At 63.3% G+C, this 16708-nt stretch carries 12 protein-coding genes; 6 read left to right on the forward strand and 6 right to left on the reverse strand.

The window, feature by feature from the left end; all coding sequences use genetic code 11:
• From GTP44_RS04365 to GTP44_RS04390, 6 genes are all read left to right on the forward strand, one after another.
• Window positions 1-2568, forward strand: coding sequence for a [protein-PII] uridylyltransferase (locus tag GTP44_RS04365; RefSeq protein ID WP_161018514.1), 2568 nt, complete (start codon window positions 1-3; stop codon window positions 2566-2568).
• A 24-nt stretch (window positions 2569-2592) separates the two neighbouring features.
• A complete protein-coding gene (locus GTP44_RS04370; protein WP_202423973.1) occupies window positions 2593-3342 on the forward strand; it encodes a pseudouridine synthase in 750 nt (249 codons plus the stop codon).
• A gap of 206 nt (window positions 3343-3548) precedes the next feature.
• A complete protein-coding gene (locus GTP44_RS04375) occupies window positions 3549-4220 on the forward strand; it encodes a flagellar brake protein (RefSeq protein WP_161018465.1) in 672 nt (223 codons plus the stop codon).
• 57 nt (window positions 4221-4277) lie between these two features.
• Window positions 4278-7649, forward strand: a complete 3372-nt coding sequence (locus tag GTP44_RS04380) for a hybrid sensor histidine kinase/response regulator (protein WP_161018466.1) — start codon at window positions 4278-4280, stop codon at window positions 7647-7649.
• Window positions 7633-8535: a response regulator gene (locus GTP44_RS04385; RefSeq protein WP_160990205.1), complete on the forward strand. Its 903-nt coding sequence runs from the start codon at window positions 7633-7635 to the stop codon at window positions 8533-8535. The genes GTP44_RS04380 and GTP44_RS04385 overlap by 17 nt, the downstream gene beginning before the upstream one ends.
• A 51-nt stretch (window positions 8536-8586) precedes the next feature.
• Entirely contained in the window at window positions 8587-9858 is a 1272-nt protein-coding gene (locus GTP44_RS04390; RefSeq protein ID WP_161018467.1) for a DUF445 domain-containing protein, read from the forward strand.
• A gap of 42 nt (window positions 9859-9900) precedes the next feature.
• On the opposite strand, the gene urtE is transcribed toward GTP44_RS04390, so the two are convergent.
• The 6 genes from urtE to GTP44_RS04420 all read right to left on the reverse strand — a co-directional run bounded on the left by urtE (window position 9901) and on the right by GTP44_RS04420 (window position 16513).
• On the reverse strand, window positions 9901-10599 hold the full coding sequence (urtE, locus tag GTP44_RS04395) for an urea ABC transporter ATP-binding subunit UrtE (protein WP_160990203.1): 699 nt from the start codon (window positions 10597-10599) through the stop codon (window positions 9901-9903).
• 4 nt (window positions 10600-10603) lie between these two features.
• Window positions 10604-11398: an urea ABC transporter ATP-binding protein UrtD gene (gene urtD, locus GTP44_RS04400; RefSeq protein ID WP_160990202.1), complete on the reverse strand. Its 795-nt coding sequence runs from the start codon at window positions 11396-11398 to the stop codon at window positions 10604-10606.
• Window positions 11395-12468 carry an urea ABC transporter permease subunit UrtC gene (urtC, locus tag GTP44_RS04405; protein ID WP_160990201.1) on the reverse strand — a complete coding sequence of 358 codons (1074 nt, stop codon included), beginning with the start codon at window positions 12466-12468 and terminating at the stop codon, window positions 11395-11397. The genes urtD and urtC overlap by 4 nt, the downstream gene beginning before the upstream one ends.
• Complete coding sequence (gene urtB, locus GTP44_RS04410) at window positions 12465-14045, reverse strand: urea ABC transporter permease subunit UrtB (RefSeq protein WP_371867142.1); 1581 nt, start codon at window positions 14043-14045, stop codon at window positions 12465-12467. Before urtB ends, urtC begins: the two co-directional genes overlap by 4 nt.
• 76 nt (window positions 14046-14121) lie before the next feature.
• On the reverse strand, window positions 14122-15378 hold the full coding sequence (gene urtA / locus GTP44_RS04415) for an urea ABC transporter substrate-binding protein (RefSeq protein ID WP_161018469.1): 1257 nt from the start codon (window positions 15376-15378) through the stop codon (window positions 14122-14124).
• Window positions 15379-15400: 22 nt separating this feature from the next.
• Window positions 15401-16513 (reverse strand): porin, encoded by a 1113-nt coding sequence (locus GTP44_RS04420; protein WP_202423974.1) that lies wholly within the window; start codon window positions 16511-16513, stop codon window positions 15401-15403.
• Window positions 16514-16708 lie beyond the last annotated feature (195 nt).

Raw genomic sequence — 16708 nt, forward strand, 5'->3', positions numbered from 1 at the left:
ATGAAGAACCAGCTGCGCGAGCAGCTCAAGCGTCAGCTGAAGGCCGACCGCCAGGTCGTCATTGCCGCCTTCAAGGAAGACGGCAAGCCGGAAAAGCTGCTGCGCAGCCTGCGCCAGAGCGTTGACGCGGTGCTGACCACGGCCTGGCACGCCGCCGGCCTGCCGGCGGACACCGCGCTGATCGGCGTCGGCGGCTACGGCCGCGGCGAGCTGTTCCCCTATTCCGACATCGACCTGCTGATCCTGCTGGCGCAGGCGCCCGACGCCGCCGCCACCGAGAAGCTGGAAGAGCTGGTGCAACTGCTGTGGGATCTGGGCCTGGAAATCGGCCACAGCATCCGCACGGTGGACGAATGCCTGAGCGAGTCGGCGGCCGACATCACGGTGCAGACCAGCCTGCTGGAAGCGCGCATCATCTGCGGCGACGAGCCACTGTTCGCCGAACTGCAGGCGCGCTACGACGCCGCCATGGACCCGCGCGCCTTCTTCCACGCCAAAGTGCTGGAGATGCGCCAGCGCCACGCCAAGTACGAGGACACCGCCTTCAGCCTGGAGCCGAACTGCAAGGAAAGCCCCGGCGGCCTGCGCGACCTGCAGGTGATCCTGTGGCTGGTGAAGGCGTCCGGGCTGGCCAGTTCGTGGCGCACGCTGGCCACCAGCGGCCTGATCACGCAGACCGAGGCGCGCCAGCTGATGGAGAAGGAGCGCGCCTTCAAGGACATCCGCGTGCGCCTGCACCTGCACGCCGGACGCCGCGAGGACCGGCTGGTGTTCGACGTCCAGACCGCCATCGCCGAGTCGCTGGGCCTGACCGCCACCGGCAGCGGCGTGCACATGCGCCGCGCCAGCGAATACCTGATGCAGCGCTACTACTGGGCCGCCAAAACGGTCACGCAGCTGAACACCATCCTGCTGCAAAACATCGCCGGACGCCTGTTCCCGCAGGACGGCGTGGCGGTGCCGATCAACGCCCGCTTCAACGATGTCAACGGCCTGATCGATATCGCCGAGGACGACACCTTCCAGCAAACGCCGTCGGCGATGCTGGAAATCTTCCTGCTGATGACCGAGCGCCCGTCGATCAAGGGCATGACGGCGCGCGCCACCCGCGCGCTGTGGCACGAGCGCTTCCAGATCGACGCCGCCTTCCGCGCCGATCCGGCCAACCGTTCGCTGTTCCTGCAGATCATGCAGGCGCCGCGCGGCATCGTCCACGCGCTGCGCCGCATGAACGACCTGTCGATCCTGGGCCGCTACCTGCCCAACTTCCGCAAGATCGTCGGCCAGATGCAGCACGACCTGTTCCACGTCTACACGGTGGACCAGCACATCATGATGGTGGTGCGCAATATGCGCCGCTTCACCATGGCCGAGCACGCGCACGAGTACCCGTTCTGCAGCCAGCTGATGGCCAATTTCCCGAAACCGTGGGTGCTGTTCCTGGCCGCGCTGTTCCACGACATCGCCAAGGGCCGCGGCGGCGACCACTCCAAGCTGGGCATGGCCGACGCCGAACAGTTCTGCCGCGAGCATGGCATGAGCGACGAGGACACCGAGCTGGTGGTGTTCCTGGTCGAAAACCACCTGACCATGTCGCAGGTGGCGCAGAAGCAGGACCTGTCCGATCCGGACGTGATCCAGGCTTTCGCCAAGCTGGTCGGCGATGAACGCCACCTGACCGGCCTGTACCTGCTGACCGTGGCCGACATTCGCGGCACCAGCCCGAAAGTATGGAACGCCTGGAAGGCCAAGCTGCTGGAAGACCTGTACAAGATCACCCAGCGCGTGCTGGGCGGCGAGCCGCACAGCGCCGCCAACGAACTGCGCCAGCGCCAGGACGAGGCGCTGGCCACGCTGCGCCTGTACGGACTGGACGCGCACGCGCACGAACCGTTCTGGCAACAGCTGGACGTCGCCTACTTCCTGCGCCACGACGCCTCCGACATCGCCTGGCAGACGCGCGCGCTGTACGAGCGCTTCAACAGCGACCAGCCGGTGGTCAAATGCCGCCTGGCGCCGATCGGCGAAGGCTTGCAGATCGCGGTCTACGTCAAGGACCAGCCGGACCTGTTCGCCCGCATCTGCAGCTATTTCGACCGCAAGAACTTCTCGATCCTCGACGCCAAGATCCACACCACGCGCCACGGCTATGCGCTGGACACCTTCATGGTCACCGAGCAGAACTTCGCCAAGAATTACCGCGACATCATCAATCTGCTGGAGCACGAACTGTGCGCGCTGCTGACCAGCCCGGAGCCGCTGCCGGCGCCCGGCAAGGGTCGGCTGTCGCGCCTGTCGCGCACCTTCCCGATCCAGCCGACCGTCGATTTGCGCCCGGACGACCGCGGCCAGTACTACCTGCTGTCGGTGGCCGCCAACGACCGCACCGGTCTGCTCTATGCGATCGCCAACGTGCTGACCAAGTACAAGATCAACCTGCACACGGCCAAGGTCATGACGCTGGGCGAGCGCGTGGAAGACGTGTTCCTGATCGACGGCGCGGCGCTGTCCAACGCCCGCAGCCAAATCCAGCTGGAAACCGAGCTGCTGGAAGCCATCAAGGTTTAACCTGTTTTGTTTTGAGAGTTTGCAATGTCTGAAGAATTACTCCGCCTGTCCAAACGCATGTCCGAACTGGGCCTGTGCTCGCGCCGCGAGGCTGATGAATGGATCGCGCGCGGCTGGGTCCGCGTTGACGGCCAGGTCATCGCCGAGCTGGGCACCAAGATTTACCCGAGCCAGAAAGTCACCGTCGAGCGCCAGGCCGCCGCCGAGCAATCCAAGCGTGTGACGGTGCTGATCAACAAGCCGATGGGCTATGTGTCCGGCCAGGCCGAGGACGGCTACCAGCCGGCGGTGGCGCTGATCAAGCCGGAAAACCGCTGGCCGGACGATCCGTCGCCGGAACAGTTCCACCCGACGCAACTGCGCTCGCTGGTGCCGGCCGGCCGCCTCGACATCGACTCGGTCGGCCTGCTGGTGCTGACCCAGGACGGCCGCGTGGCCAAGCACCTGATCGGCGAAACCACCGACGTCGACAAGGAATACCTGGTGCGCGTCGAGTACACCAAGCCCGGCAAGCTGCCCGACAGCGATCTGAAAAAACTGAACCACGGCCTGTGGATGGACGGCAAGCCGCTGCTGCCGGCCAAAGTGCGCTGGCAGAATGACGACCAGTTGAGCTTTACGCTGCGCGAAGGCAAGAAACGCCAGATCCGCCGCATGTGCGATATGGTGGGATTAAAAGTTATCGGATTGAAACGAGTTCGTATCGGCAAGGTCAAACTGGGGGATTTGCCGGTGGGTCAATGGCGCTATCTGCGTGCCGACGAGCGTTTTTGAACCACAGCCTGCTGAAATTTCTTGCCATTTTGCAAGCCAAGATCAACAATCCGCTGTAAACTGCGCAGATCGACCTCGCATTGTGGAAGTCATTATCAAAGAGATATGCCGTCGTGAACGATCCTATACCCAATGAATTCCGTCGCGGGCCCCCCACCCTAAAAGATGCTGTGGAGCCAATCGCCGCGGGGTCGAAGCCGCATGACATGACCGATGAGCATGACATCGGCGATGCGCTGACCTTTCTCGCCGAAAGCGGCGAGCCGGTGTCGATTTACCCGTCCGGCGCCACCAATGTGGTGATGGGACGGCTGCGCTCGGTCGATCCGGAACGGCCCAATTTTGTGCTGGAGCTGAACGAAGGCGAATTCCTGCCGCCGGGCGACGCCACGTTTATCGCCTGGCTGCGTTCGTCCAAGATCCAGTTCGCGCTGTCGTCGGTGGACTGGGCGCCCAAGCCCAACGAACCAACCCTGATTCCGCTGGAATTCCCGCTCAAGTGCCAGGTGCTGAACCGGCGCGCCTCGGCGCGGCTGGAAACACCGCTGGGCGTGTACTACATGGCCTCGTTCGTGATGAACGGCCGCCCGTATGAATTGCAGCTGTACGATTTTTCCGCCGGCGGCGTCGGCATGCGCGCCTCGCCGCGCGACGCGGTCGGCCTGCACGTCGGCCGCAAGCTGCAGCGGGTGCGACTGGAACTGGGGCCCGATGCGGTGATGATCGCCGACCTCGAAGTACGGCTGTCGCGCACGTTCCGCTCATTCCTGCTCGGCGAGCAGGTGCAGATCGGCTGCAAGTTCATCAATCTGTCGACGGCGATGGAGGAAGAGCTGAAGCGCATGCTCGATAAACTCACGCACAGCAAATATCGTTGAGAACACCCAAGGCATAAATTTTGCTTAAAAAGCAGCCAGACCACTAGCTGCTTTTTTATGACCACGACACAGCGCATCGTCAAAATCCGGCGCGATTACAATACCTGGGTAGCCAACGAGACCATCGAGGACTACGCGCTGCGCTACACGCCGCGCGCGTTCCGCCGCTGGTCGGTGTTCCGCGTGGCGAATACCGCGTTCGGGGCGATTTCGTTTCTGGTGCTGGAGGCCATCGGCGGCACCATCACCGTCAACTACGGCTTCGTCAACGCGCTATGGGCCATCATGGCGGTGGGCCTGATCATCTTTCTCACCGGCCTGCCGATCAGCTACTACGCCGCCCGCTACGGCGTCGACATGGATCTGCTGACGCGCGGCGCCGGCTTCGGCTACATCGGTTCGACCATATCGTCCTTCGTCTACGCCTCCTTCACCTTTATTCTGTTCGCGCTGGAGGCGGCCATCATGGCGTATGCGCTGGAACTGTACTTTCACATGCCGCTATGGCTCGGCTACATGGTCAGCGCGCTGATCGTGGTGCCACTGGTGACGCACGGCGTCACGCTGATCAGCCGCATCCAGATGCTGACGCAGCCGGTGTGGCTGATCCTGATGGCGCTGCCCTTCATCGCCATCCTGCACCAGCGCCCCGACCTGCCGGCGCAGCTGATGCACTACGCGGGCCGCGACGGCGCCAACGGCCAGTTCAATGTGCTGATGTTCGGCGCGGCGACGGCGGTGGGCGTGGCGCTGATCACGCAGATCGGCGAGCAGGTCGACTTCCTGCGCTTCATGCCGCAGCAGACGCCTGCCAACCGCCTGCGCTGGCATCTGGGTGTGCTGATCGCGGGGCCGGGCTGGATTTTGCTGGGCATCGCCAAGATGCTGGGCGGCGCGCTGCTGGCCTACCTGGCGATTAGCGCCGCTGTTCCTGTGCCACTGGAGCAGGCCGTCAATCCCACCCATATGTACCTGATCGGCTTTGGCGAAGTGTTCTCGCAGCCGCAGGCCGCGCTGGCCGCCACCGCGCTGCTGGTGGTGGTGTCGCAGGTGAAGATCAACATGACCAATGCCTACGCCGGCTCGCTGGCGTGGTCCAACTTCTTCGCCCGGCTGACACACAGCCATCCGGGGCGCGTGGTGTGGGCGGTGTTCAACGCGTTGATCGCGGTGCTGCTGATGGAGCTGGACGTGTTCCAGGCGCTGGATCAGGTGCTCGGCCTGTATTCCAACATCGCGATCTCGTGGATCACGGCGGTGGTGGCCGACCTGGTGATCAACAAGCCGCTTGGTCTCAGCCCAAAGGGCATCGAGTTCCGCCGCGCCTACCTGTACGACATCAACCCGGTCGGCGTGGGTGCGATGCTGCTGGCGTCCGCGCTGTCGATCGCCGCCTTCCTCGGCGCCTTCGGCCAGCAGGCGCACGCCTTCTCGGCGTTCATCGCGCTGCTGACGGCGCTGGTGACGGCGCCGCTGATCGCCGTCGCCACGCGCGGCAAGTACTACAGTGCCCGTCCGGCGCCGCCAGTGCACAGCAAAACCTGCGTCATCTGCGAGAAGGAATACGAAGCCGAAGACATGGCGCACTGCCCGGCCTATCAAGGGTCGATCTGCTCGCTGTGCTGCTGCCTGGACGCACGCTGCAACGACACCTGCAAACCGCATGCGCGCGTGGCGGTGCAATGGCAGGAAGCGCTGCGCGCGTTGCTGCCGCAATCGCTGTGGCGCTATCTGAGCAGCGGTCTGGGACACTATCTGCTGCTGATGATCGTCACCGTGCTGTCGCTGGGCGCCCTGCTTGGGCTGATCTACTACCACGAACAATCGGTGCTGCCGGATGCGACGCTGCTGCCGCAACTGCAACTGGTGTTCTTCAAGATCTTCGCCGCGCTGCTGCTGGTCAGCGGCATCGTCGCCTGGTGGCTGGTGCTGACCAGCGAGAGTCGCCGGGTGGCGCAGGAGGAATCCAACCGCCAGACCGGCCTGCTGACGCGCGAGATCGAACTGCACCAGCAGACCGACGCCCAGCTCCAGCAGGCCAAGCAGGCCGCCGATCTGGCCAACCAGGCCAAGAGCCGCTACATCGCCGGCATCAGCCACGAGATCCGGACGCCACTCAATTCCATCCTCGGCTACGCGCAACTGCTGGACAACGATCCGGCGATTCCGGCGCACCGCCAGCAGGCAGTGCGCGTGATCCGCAACAGCGGCGAGCATCTGTTGTCGCTGATCGAGGGCACGCTGGACATCGCCCGCATCGAAGGCGGCAAACTGAAATTCGACATGAAGGAGCTGGACTTCCCGGACTTCATCAGCCAAGTGGTGCGCATGTTTGAACTGCAGGCGGCCAACAAGGGACTGACGTTCCGCTATGAGCTGAGCGGCGTGTTGCCGCGTTGCGTGCGCGCCGACCGCAAGCGGCTGGGACAAATCCTCATCAACATCCTCGGCAACGCGGTCAAGTTCACCGGCCATGGCGGCATCGTCATGCGGCTGCGCTACGCGCGCGAGATGGCGTCGTTCGAGATCGCGGACACCGGCCCGGGCATCCTGCAGGAAGAGATCGACCACATCTTCGAACCGTTCTCGCGCGGCAGCGCCAGCGCGCACGCCAACGCCAGCGGCACCGGCCTTGGCCTGCCGATCGCGCGCATGCTGACCCAGTTGATGGGCGGCGAACTCAAAGTCCACAGCACGCCGCGCGGCAGCGTGTTCCACGTGCGGCTGTTCCTGCCCAGCGTGCACGCGCCGGCGCCACGCGGCAGCACCCTTTCCGACACCATGCTTCAGCGCACCGGCTATCGCGGCGCGCGGCGCCGCATCCTGGTGGTCGACAACGAACGCGTGGACCGCGAGCTGCTGCTCAACATCCTGCAACCGCTGGGCTTCGACATCGCCCAGGCGGAATCCGGCCTCGAATGCCTGGACCTGTACACCAGCTTCCAGCCGGACCTGATTCTGATGGACCTCGCCATGCCCGGCATGGATGGCTGGGAAACCAGCTACATTTTGCGCCGCAAGCGTATGTCGGTGACGCCGATCGCCATCGTCTCCGCCAACGCCTTTGACAAGGGCATGGAAAACCCGGCCGCCATCCGCGCCGAGGACTTCTTCGTCAAGCCGGTCAACGTCAACGAGCTGCTGGACTGGATCGGCGCGCGCCTGTCGCTGGAATGGCTCACCGTGGACCAGCCGCCGCCCGCCGCCGCACCCATGACGCTGATCTTCCCCCCGGCCGACAGCATGGCAGCGCTACGTGAGCTGATACGGGTCGGCTACGTGCGCGGCATCCAGAACAAGCTGGACGAAATCGGCGCGCTCGATCCGCGTTATCAGCGCTTCACCCAGACCATGCGCGACTTTGCCGCCCGCTTTCAGTTGGATGCGATGGCGGACTTTGTGAGAGAGACCAATGAACTTCAACAATGAGGCCAGCATCGTTCTGGTGGTGGACGATGTGCCCGAAAACCTCGCCGTGCTGCACGATGCGCTGGACGAATCGGGCTACACGGTGCTGGTGGCGAACAGCGGCGACACCGCCTTGCTGCGTGCCGCCGAGGCGCAGCCCCACATCATTCTGCTGGACGCCGTCATGCCTGGCATCGACGGCTTCGAGACCTGCCGCCAGCTCAAGTCCAATCTCGCCACGCGCCACATTCCGGTAATCTTCATGACCGGGCTAACCGAGGCCGAACACGTGGTCAACGCCTTCAACGCCGGCGGCAACGACTACGTCACCAAGCCGCTGCGCACCAGCGAGGTGTTGGCCCGCATCGCCTCGCACATGCAGACGGCGAAACTGGTCGACCAGGCGCGCAGCGCGCTGGACGCATTCGGCAACGCGGTCATCGCCATGACGCCGCGCGACGGCAAGATCGTCTGGCAAACGCCGCTCGCGCGCACGCTGATGCAAGGCTATATGGTGAACACCGAACTACCGGCTTGGCTGCAAGCGACACAACTGGCGCACAGCCAGGGGCTGGCCCACCCGCCACTGACACTGGCGCGCGGCAGCCGCCGGCTGATCTTCTCGGCGGCGGAGTTCAGCGAAAACGAACAGTGGATGATCGTGCTGCGCGAGGAATCGGACACCGTGCAGATCGAAAAGCTGATGGCGTCCTTCAAACTCACGCAGCGCGAATCGGAGGTGCTGAACTGGGTCATCAAGGGCAAGACCAACCGCGACATCGGCGACATCCTCGGTACCAGCCCGCGCACCGTCAACAAGCATCTGGAACACGTATTCGTCAAACTGGGCGTGGAAACGCGCACCTCCGCCGCCTCGGTCGCCCTGGCGAGGATCGAGCGCTCCTGAACAGTTTTTTGGCTTACACTGCCCCCATGTTCCAAGCAGCGGGCGGCGCCGATGACCAAAGAAGAGGAATTACAACGTTCAAAACTAATCGCGCTGTCGCTGCTGGCGGCAGCGGCGGCGATGTTCGTCGCCACCTCGCTGGCGCCGCGCGGCTTCTGGGTCGATGGACTGCGCGCCATCTCGGAGGCGGCGATGGTCGGCGCGCTGGCCGACTGGTTTGCCGTGGTGGCCTTGTTCCGCAAGGTGCCGATCCCCTTCGTCTCGCGCCATACCGCCATCATCCCCAATAACAAGGAGCGCATCGCCGACAACCTGGCCGGCTTTGTCGAGGAAAAATTCCTCAAGCCGGAATCGCTGGCCGCCGTGATCCTGAAGACCGATCCATCCACCAACGTGGCGGAATGGCTCAAAGAACCGGCCAACCGCGACTACCTGGCCAGCCACCTGCTTAAGCTGCTGCCTGAAATCCTGGCCACCGTCGATGACGCGCGCATCCGGCAGCTGTTGCGTGACGCCCTCAACGCCGCCATCGGCAAGCTTGATCTGTCACGTTCAATGGGCGCCCTGCTCGCCGGCCTGACCAAGGAAGGCCGCCACCAGCAATTGCTGGACGACGGCATGGTCGCCCTGATCGGCGTGATCAATCGCCCCGCCACACGCGACATGATCGCCGGCCAGATCGCCGCCTGGCTGAAGCGCGAACACGCCACCATGGAGCTGATGTTGCCGACCGAGTGGATCAGCGAAAGCGGCGCAGGAATGATCGCCAAGGCGCTGCAAAACATCATGGAGGACATCGCCGCCGACCGCGATCACAAGCTGCGCATCAAGTTCGACGACATGGTGCGGCGCTTCCTGACGCGGCTGGAATCCGATCCGTCGTTCATCGCCAAAGGCGAAGACTTCAAGCGCTACCTGCGCGACGGCGACGCCTTCAACAACTACATCCGCGACCTGTGGGGCAGCGTGCGTGACTGGGTCAATGCCGACATCGCGCGCGGCGACTCGCGCCTGCGGGACGCCGTGATTCAGGGCGCCAATTGGCTCAGTGAAGAACTGCTGCGCCATCCGGCCATGCGCGCCTCGCTCAACCAGCACCTGGCAGGCATGGCGCGCACGCTGGCGCCGGCCTTCTCCAGCTTCCTCACGCGCCACATCAGCGACACGGTCAAGGCCTGGGACAACCAGGACATGTCGCGCCAGATCGAACTCAATATCGGCAAGGACCTGCAATTCATCCGCGTCAATGGCACGCTGGTCGGCGGCATGGTCGGATTGCTGCTGTTTTTGTCCGCGCGGCTCATGGAGTGGGCAGCACGCTGACCACGTGCAAGGCCGGCATCATCGTCAGTACCGCGCGCGCGGTCAAACCGCCAGGTGGCGCTTGACCTCGGGATCGTTCATCGCCGCCTGCGCACCGGACGCCACCACCTCGCCGCGCGACAGCACCATGAACTGATCCGCCAACTCATGCGCAAAGTCGAAGTACTGCTCGCATAACAGGATCGCCATATCGCCGCGCTGGCGCAGCAGCCGGATCACATTGCCGATATCCTTGATGATGGATGGCTGTATGCCCTCCGTCGGCTCATCAAGAATAATCAGCTTCGGCTCCGCCAGCAAGGCCCGTGCGATCGCCAGTTGCTGCTGCTGGCCGCCGGACAGGTCGCCGCCACGCCGGTGCAGCATTTCCTTCAGCACCGGGAATAGTTCATACACCTCGCTCTTGATGGCGTGCGCCTTCTTGCCGCGATGCGTGGCAAGGCCCATCAGCAGATTCTCTTCCACCGTCAACCGGGCGAAAATCTCGCGCCCTTGCGGCACGTAGGCGATACCGGCGCGCGCGCGCTGGTGCGGCGCCAGCTTCGTGATATCGCGCCCCTCCAGCCGCACGCTGCCCGCCGATACCGGCAACACACCCATCAGGCACTTGAGCAGCGTGGTCTTGCCCACGCCGTTGCGGCCCAGCAGCGCCATGCACTTGCCCTTCTCCAGTTCCAGCGACACGCCACGCAAGGTATGCGAGGAACCGTAGTACTGATTGATTTTTTCCACTTGCAGCATAGCGTCAGCGTCCCAGATAAACTTCGATCACCCGTTCGTCGGCCTGCACATCGGCCATCAGGCCCTGTGCCAGCACCGAGCCCTCGTGCAGCACCGTCACCGTGCCTTGCTGCGCGATCTCGGTGACGAACGCCATATCGTGTTCCACCACCATGATCGAATGCTTGCCGCGCAACTCGTTCAGCAGTTCCGCCGTGCGCGCCGTCTCGGCGTCCGACATGCCGGCCACCGGCTCATCGAGCAGGATCAGTTGCGGCTCCTGCATCAGCAGCATGCCGATCTCCAGCCACTGCTTCTGCCCATGCGACAGCAGGCCGGCCAGACGCTGCTCGCTGCCGTTCAGGCGTATCAGTTGCAGAATCTCTTCGATCTTGCCGCGCTGCTCGGACGACAGCCGCGAGAACAGCGTCGGCCGCACGCGCTTGTCCATCTTCATCGCCAGCTCCAGGTTTTCAAACACCGTGTGCTGCTCGAACACCGTTGGACGCTGAAACTTGCGACCGATACCCGCATGCGCGATTTCATGCTCGCTCATGCGGCTCAGGTCCATGGTCTGGCCGAAGAACGCCGTGCCGGAGGTCGGCCGCGTCTTGCCGGTGATGACGTCCATCATGGTGGTCTTGCCGGCGCCATTCGGGCCGATAATGCAGCGCAGCTCACCGACCGAAATATCCAGGCTCAGTTTATTCAGCGCGCGGAAGCCATCGAAGACAACGCTGATCTCTTCCAGGTAGAGAATCGCACCGTGCGTCGTATCCAGTCCGTCCAGCGCAATGCGTCCATCGTTCATTGCACTCATGCCTGCTCCTTGCGTACCAGACCAGCGATGCCGCGCGGCAGATAGCGCGTCACCAGAATAAAGATCAGACCGAGGGCGAACAGCCACAGGTCCGGGAAGGCTCCGGTGAACCAGCTTTTCAGGCCATTGACCGAGAACGCACCGATGATGGGCCCCAGCAGCGTACCGCGTCCGCCAACAGCCGCCCAGATCACCATTTCAATCGAATTGGCCGGTGACATTTCGGACGGATTGATGATGCCCACCTGCGGCACATACAGGGCGCCGGCGATCCCGCACAGCACCGCCGACAAGGTCCACACAAAAAGCTTGAACCACAGCGGGTTGTAGCCGATGAACATCAGGCGCGATTCGGCATCGCGCACCGCCTGTAGCACGCGTCCCAGCTTGGACTTGACGATCCAGCGACACAGCAGCAGCGCGCCGACCAGCACCGCCAGCGTCACGAGATACAGCGTGGCCTTGGTGCCGGGCGCATTGATCGGGAAGCCGAGGATGCGCTTGAAGTCCGTAAAACCGTTGTTGCCACCAAAGCCGGTGTTATTGCGGAAGAACAGTAGCATGAAGGCATAGGTCATGGCCTGGGTGATGATCGAGAAGTAGACACCCTTGATGCGCGAGCGGAAGGCGAAGAAGCCAAACAGAAAGGCCAGCACGCCCGGCACCAGCACCACCAGCGCCAGCGCCACCCAGAAACTGTCGGTACCGCTCCAGTACCACGGATAGGTTTTCCAGTCGAGGAACACCATGAAGTCCGGCAGGTCGCTCTGATACACCCCTTCACGGCCGATGGCGCGCATCAGGTACATGCCGTGCGCGTAGGCGCCCAGCGCGAAGAACACGCCGTGGCCCAGCGACAGAATGCCGGCATAGCCCCACACCATGTCCAGCGCCAGCGCGGCCAGCGCGTAGCACATGAATTTGCCGACCAGGCTGACCATGTAGCTCGGCACATGCAGCGGATGGCCGTCCGCAAAGATAAGATTCAGCAGCGGCAGCACCGCCAGTACCAGCGTGCACGCGGCAATGCCGCTCCACGCCCGGCGCGAAAACAAGGATGGATGGTTCATTCAGCGCTCCTGCCTTTCATGGCGAACAGCCCTTGCGGACGCTTCTGGATAAAGATGATGATGAAGACAAGGATGGCGATCTTGGCTAGCACCGCGCCGGCCACCGGCTCCAGGAATTTGTTCGCTTCGCCGAGTCCCAGCGCGGCGATCACGGTGCCGGCCAGCTGGCCCACACCGCCCAGCACCACCACCATGAACGAATCGACGATGTAGCTTTGCCCCAGATCCGGCCCCACATTCCCCAACTGAGACAACGCCACGCCACCCAGCCCCGCGATGCCGGAGCCCAGGCCGAAGGTCATCATGTCGATCCTGGCGGTCGATACGCCGACGCAGCCAGCCATGCGGCGGTTCTGCATCACGGCGCGGACGAACAGGCCGAGACGCGTTTTATTAAGGATCAGCCACACGCCCACCACCACCAGCGCGGCAAAGACGATGATGGCGATGCGGTTGTACGCCAGCACCAGCGAGCCAAGCACGGTAACGCCGCCGGACATCCATGCCGGGTTGGCTACTTCAACGTTCTGTGCGCCGAAGATGGTCCGCACGGTCTGCATCAGTATCAGGCTGATGCCCCAGGTGGCCAGCAGCGTTTCCAGCGGACGACCGTAGAGCCAGCGGATCACGGTGCGCTCCAGCGCAACGCCCACCAGCGCGGTGACGATAAAGGCGGCCGGCAGCGCGGCAGCCAGATACCAGTCCAGCGCGTCCGGCATCCAGCGGCGGAAGGCCAGCTGGCATAAATACGTGGTGTAGGCGCCGATCATCAGCAGCTCGCCGTGCGCCATGTTGATGATGCCCATGAGGCCAAAGGTGATGGCCAGGCCCAGCGCCGCCAGCAGCAGCACGCTGCCCAGCGAGATGCCGTAAAAGAGGTTGCCGATAAATTCGGTGCGCGCCAGGCGGCTGTCCAGTGCTTGCAGCGTTTTCGTCGCGGCGATGCGGACCGACTGGTCCGGGTCTTCCGCCTGCATGGTTTGCAACGTGGGACGCAGATTGGCGTTGCTGCTGTCCACCAGCACCTCGACGGCGGCGCGGCGTTGCGCGGCTTGCGGCGCATGCAGGTTGGCGGTGGCTGCGACCAGACGCAGCATGCCGCGAATCTCGGCGTCGGTCTCCTTGCCCAGTGCCTTTTCAATCAACGGCGCTTGCGCCAGCGTGGCGCTCTTTTGCAATTCGGTGACGGCGGCCAGACGCTGCGCGCGGTCCGGCGAGAACATCTTCAGCGCCGACATGGCGTCATCGATGGCGCCGCGCAGGCGGTTGTTGATCATCACGCCATCCAGCCCTTCGGGCATGGCGCCTGCGACGCCGGTGGCGGCGTCAATGGCCTGGTCGTCGGCCACGATGTACAGCTTGCCCTCGGGCGTGGCATAAACATCGCCTTGCTGTAGCGCGGTCAGAAAACGCGTGGCTTCGTCGTTGGCCAGTGCGCCAATTTTTCCGATGGCGTCAACGCGCGCGTCCGGATCATCGCCGGCCAACGGCGCCAGCACGGCGGGATCGATCGCCGCGCGCGCGACGCACGCGAACAGCAGGCATGCAAGGAACAGGAGTTTTTTCAAGATACGGATTCCTTATGTGATACGTAAGCGCCATGCCCGGCATGGGCTCCCGCGTGCGCGGGAATCCATACCGACGCGGAGCCGCTTAAAGCTTCTGCTTACCTTCATTGCCCGGAATATAAGGGCTCCAAGGATTCGCACGCACCGGACCAGGCGTTTTCCACACCACGTTAAACTGGCCATCCGGACGAATCTCGCCAATGAACACCGGCTTATGCAAATGATGATTGGTCGCATCCATGGTCAGCGTATAACCCGATGGCGCCTTGAAGGTTTGCCCTGCCATCGCCGCGATCACCTTGTTGGTGTCGGTCGACTTGGCCTTCTCCACCGCCTGCGCCCACATGTGGATGCCCACGTAAGTCGCTTCCATCGGATCGTTGGTCACCACCGTCGCTGCATTCGGCAGCTTCTTGGCGACCGCATAGGCCTTCCACTTCTTGATGAAATCCGCGTTCACAGGATTTTTAATCGATTCGAAGTAGTTCCACGCCGCCAGGTGGCCGACCAGCGGCTTGGCATCGACGCCGCGCAACTCTTCCTCGCCGACCGAGAACGCCACCACCGGCACGTCGGTCGCCTTCAGACCGGCGTTGCCAAGTTCTTTATAGAACGGCACGTTCGAATCGCCGTTGATGGTCGAGATCACCGCCGTCTTGCCGCCGGCCGCAAACTTCTTGATGTTGGCCACGATGGTTTGGTAATCAGAATGGCCGAACGGGGTGTACACCTCCTCGATATCGCTGTCCTTCACGCCTTTGCTCTTCAGGAAAGCGCGCAGGATCTTGTTGGTGGTGCGCGGATAAACGTAGTCGGTCCCCAGCAGCACGAAGCGCTTGGCACCGCCGCCGTCCTTGCTCATCAGGTATTCGACGGCGGGAATCGCCTGCTGGTTAGGCGCGGCGCCGGTGTAGAACACATTCTTCTCCAGTTCCTCGCCCTCGTACTGCACTGGATAGAACAGCAGCGAATTGAGCTCCTTGAACACCGGCAGTACCGATTTGCGCGACACCGAGGTCCAGCAGCCGAATACCACGGCCACCTTGTCCTGTGCGATCAGGCCGCGCGCCTTTTCCGCGAACAGCGGCCAGTTGGAGGCAGGGTCCACCACCACGGGTTCCAGCTTCTTGCCCATCACGCCACCGTTGGCGTTGATTTCATCGATGGTCATCAGGGCCACGTCTTTCAGCGACGTTTCCGAGATCGCCATGGTGCCGGACAGCGAATGCAGGATACCGACCTTGATGGTGTCCGCGGCGTAGGCCTGCGTGCCGGCGACCAGCAACGCGGTGGCGGCGGCGATGCGGCTCAGGGTGCCGATAAAGTGACGACGATTTTGCATGGGTTAGCTCCGTGGTGGTTGATCAGTATTGAAGTTGCAGCGCGATCTGGAACTTGTCCTGGTCTGCGGCGCTGGTGATTTTGGTTTTCGAATAGACGGCGCTGATCTGCGCGTTGTAGCCGTCGATGATGTAGTTGGCGCCGACATCGAACTGCTTGGTGTCGATGTTGGTGTCGGCGGCGAACTTCTGCCAGCGAACGAACGGCTGGAACTTGCCCCATCCTGCCTTCTGCTCGAAGATGTAGGAAGCGCCGGCGGAGTATGCCTTGCCCTGCTCGGACTTGATGATGTCGTCGGTGTCGTACTTGTACCAGGCGGCTTCGATGGCGAAGGCGCCTGCGCCCTTGATGCGCTTCTCCAGCAGGAAGTCGACGTTGTACGAGTTGTAGTCGCCGACCTTGCCGAGCGTGAGGATGCCGTCCTTCTGCGAGCGCCCGGCCACGCCGATGGCAAGGATATCCGCGCCGCCGAGGTAATTGCCGGTGCCGTAGTAGCCCGGCTCCGCATCCCAGAAATCGTACTGCACGCGGCCAGCGTACATCAGCTTATCGTCGGCCTTGATGCCGGCGGCGTTGGCCGCGCTCTGCGTCAGCGAGCCGATGCCGAAGGTGTGGCCTTCGAACGCGCCAAACGAGTATCCCAAACGCCCGCCATCGCCCGCATTGCCCCAGACGACCACGCCGTCATCGCGGCCACGGAAGATACCGCCGTTGTAACCGTAGCGCGAGGCCACGCCGGCCCAGTAACCGCCGCCCATCGAGTAGTATGGACCGGCCATGTTGGCGCGGTCAGAAGGCGACAGCAGGCGGCCGGCCCAGATATTGAGCTCCGGCGAGATGGCGAACTGCCCCGCCGCGTCCAGCACGCGGATCTTGTCGCCATCCCACTCGGTGTTGAACATGCCCTTGATGTTCTTGTTCAGCGAAGCGCCGAAGAACAGACGGCCGCTGTCCAGGTTAAAGTCGCTGGAGCGGCCGCCGTCCGGCGCGCCGTTTTCGGCGCTGGTGTAGCTCTCGCGCAGGCCGAAGCCCACCGTGACCGACTTGTCGTCGCCCATATTGACCGTCGCCCCGGCCCACGCATTGCCCATCGCCGCAGCGACCGCCGTCGCCAACAGCACCTTGCTCAACCCCATCTTGTTCTCCCCGTCTGGTTTTGGATGAGACAAGATTAACCAGCCGACAACCTCCGAGGAATACGTTAGATGACGTAGTAGCGCCGCCGCGACAAGCGCGGTCGGTCAGCGCTTGCGCAATTCAGCCAGTGCGCGGTGCAGTTCCTCTGCCCTGGGCGTGCAGCCGTGGCACAATATCGGCTTGTTTTTCAGGAA

The organism is Duganella lactea, assembly GCF_009857505.1.
Taxonomy (GTDB): domain Bacteria; phylum Pseudomonadota; class Gammaproteobacteria; order Burkholderiales; family Burkholderiaceae_D; genus Rugamonas; species Rugamonas lactea.

Excerpts from the sequence above, each read along its gene's own strand:
- GTP44_RS04365 (WP_161018514.1), top strand. The coding sequence starts at position 1 with ATGAAGAACCAGCTGCGCGAGCAGCTCAAGCGTCAGCTGAAGGCCGAC.
- GTP44_RS04370 (WP_202423973.1), top strand. The coding sequence starts at position 2,593 with ATGTCTGAAGAATTACTCCGCCTGTCCAAACGCATGTCCGAACTGGGC.
- GTP44_RS04375 (WP_161018465.1), top strand. The coding sequence starts at position 3,549 with ATGACCGATGAGCATGACATCGGCGATGCGCTGACCTTTCTCGCCGAA.
- GTP44_RS04380 (WP_161018466.1), top strand. The coding sequence starts at position 4,278 with ATGACCACGACACAGCGCATCGTCAAAATCCGGCGCGATTACAATACC.
- GTP44_RS04385 (WP_160990205.1), top strand. The coding sequence starts at position 7,633 with ATGAACTTCAACAATGAGGCCAGCATCGTTCTGGTGGTGGACGATGTG.
- GTP44_RS04390 (WP_161018467.1), top strand. The coding sequence starts at position 8,587 with ATGACCAAAGAAGAGGAATTACAACGTTCAAAACTAATCGCGCTGTCG.
- urtE (WP_160990203.1), bottom strand. The coding sequence starts at position 10,599 with ATGCTGCAAGTGGAAAAAATCAATCAGTACTACGGTTCCTCGCATACC.
- urtD (WP_160990202.1), bottom strand. The coding sequence starts at position 11,398 with ATGAGTGCAATGAACGATGGACGCATTGCGCTGGACGGACTGGATACG.
- urtC (WP_160990201.1), bottom strand. The coding sequence starts at position 12,468 with ATGAACCATCCATCCTTGTTTTCGCGCCGGGCGTGGAGCGGCATTGCC.
- urtA (WP_161018469.1), bottom strand. The coding sequence starts at position 15,378 with ATGCAAAATCGTCGTCACTTTATCGGCACCCTGAGCCGCATCGCCGCC.
- GTP44_RS04420 (WP_202423974.1), bottom strand. The coding sequence starts at position 16,513 with ATGGGGTTGAGCAAGGTGCTGTTGGCGACGGCGGTCGCTGCGGCGATG.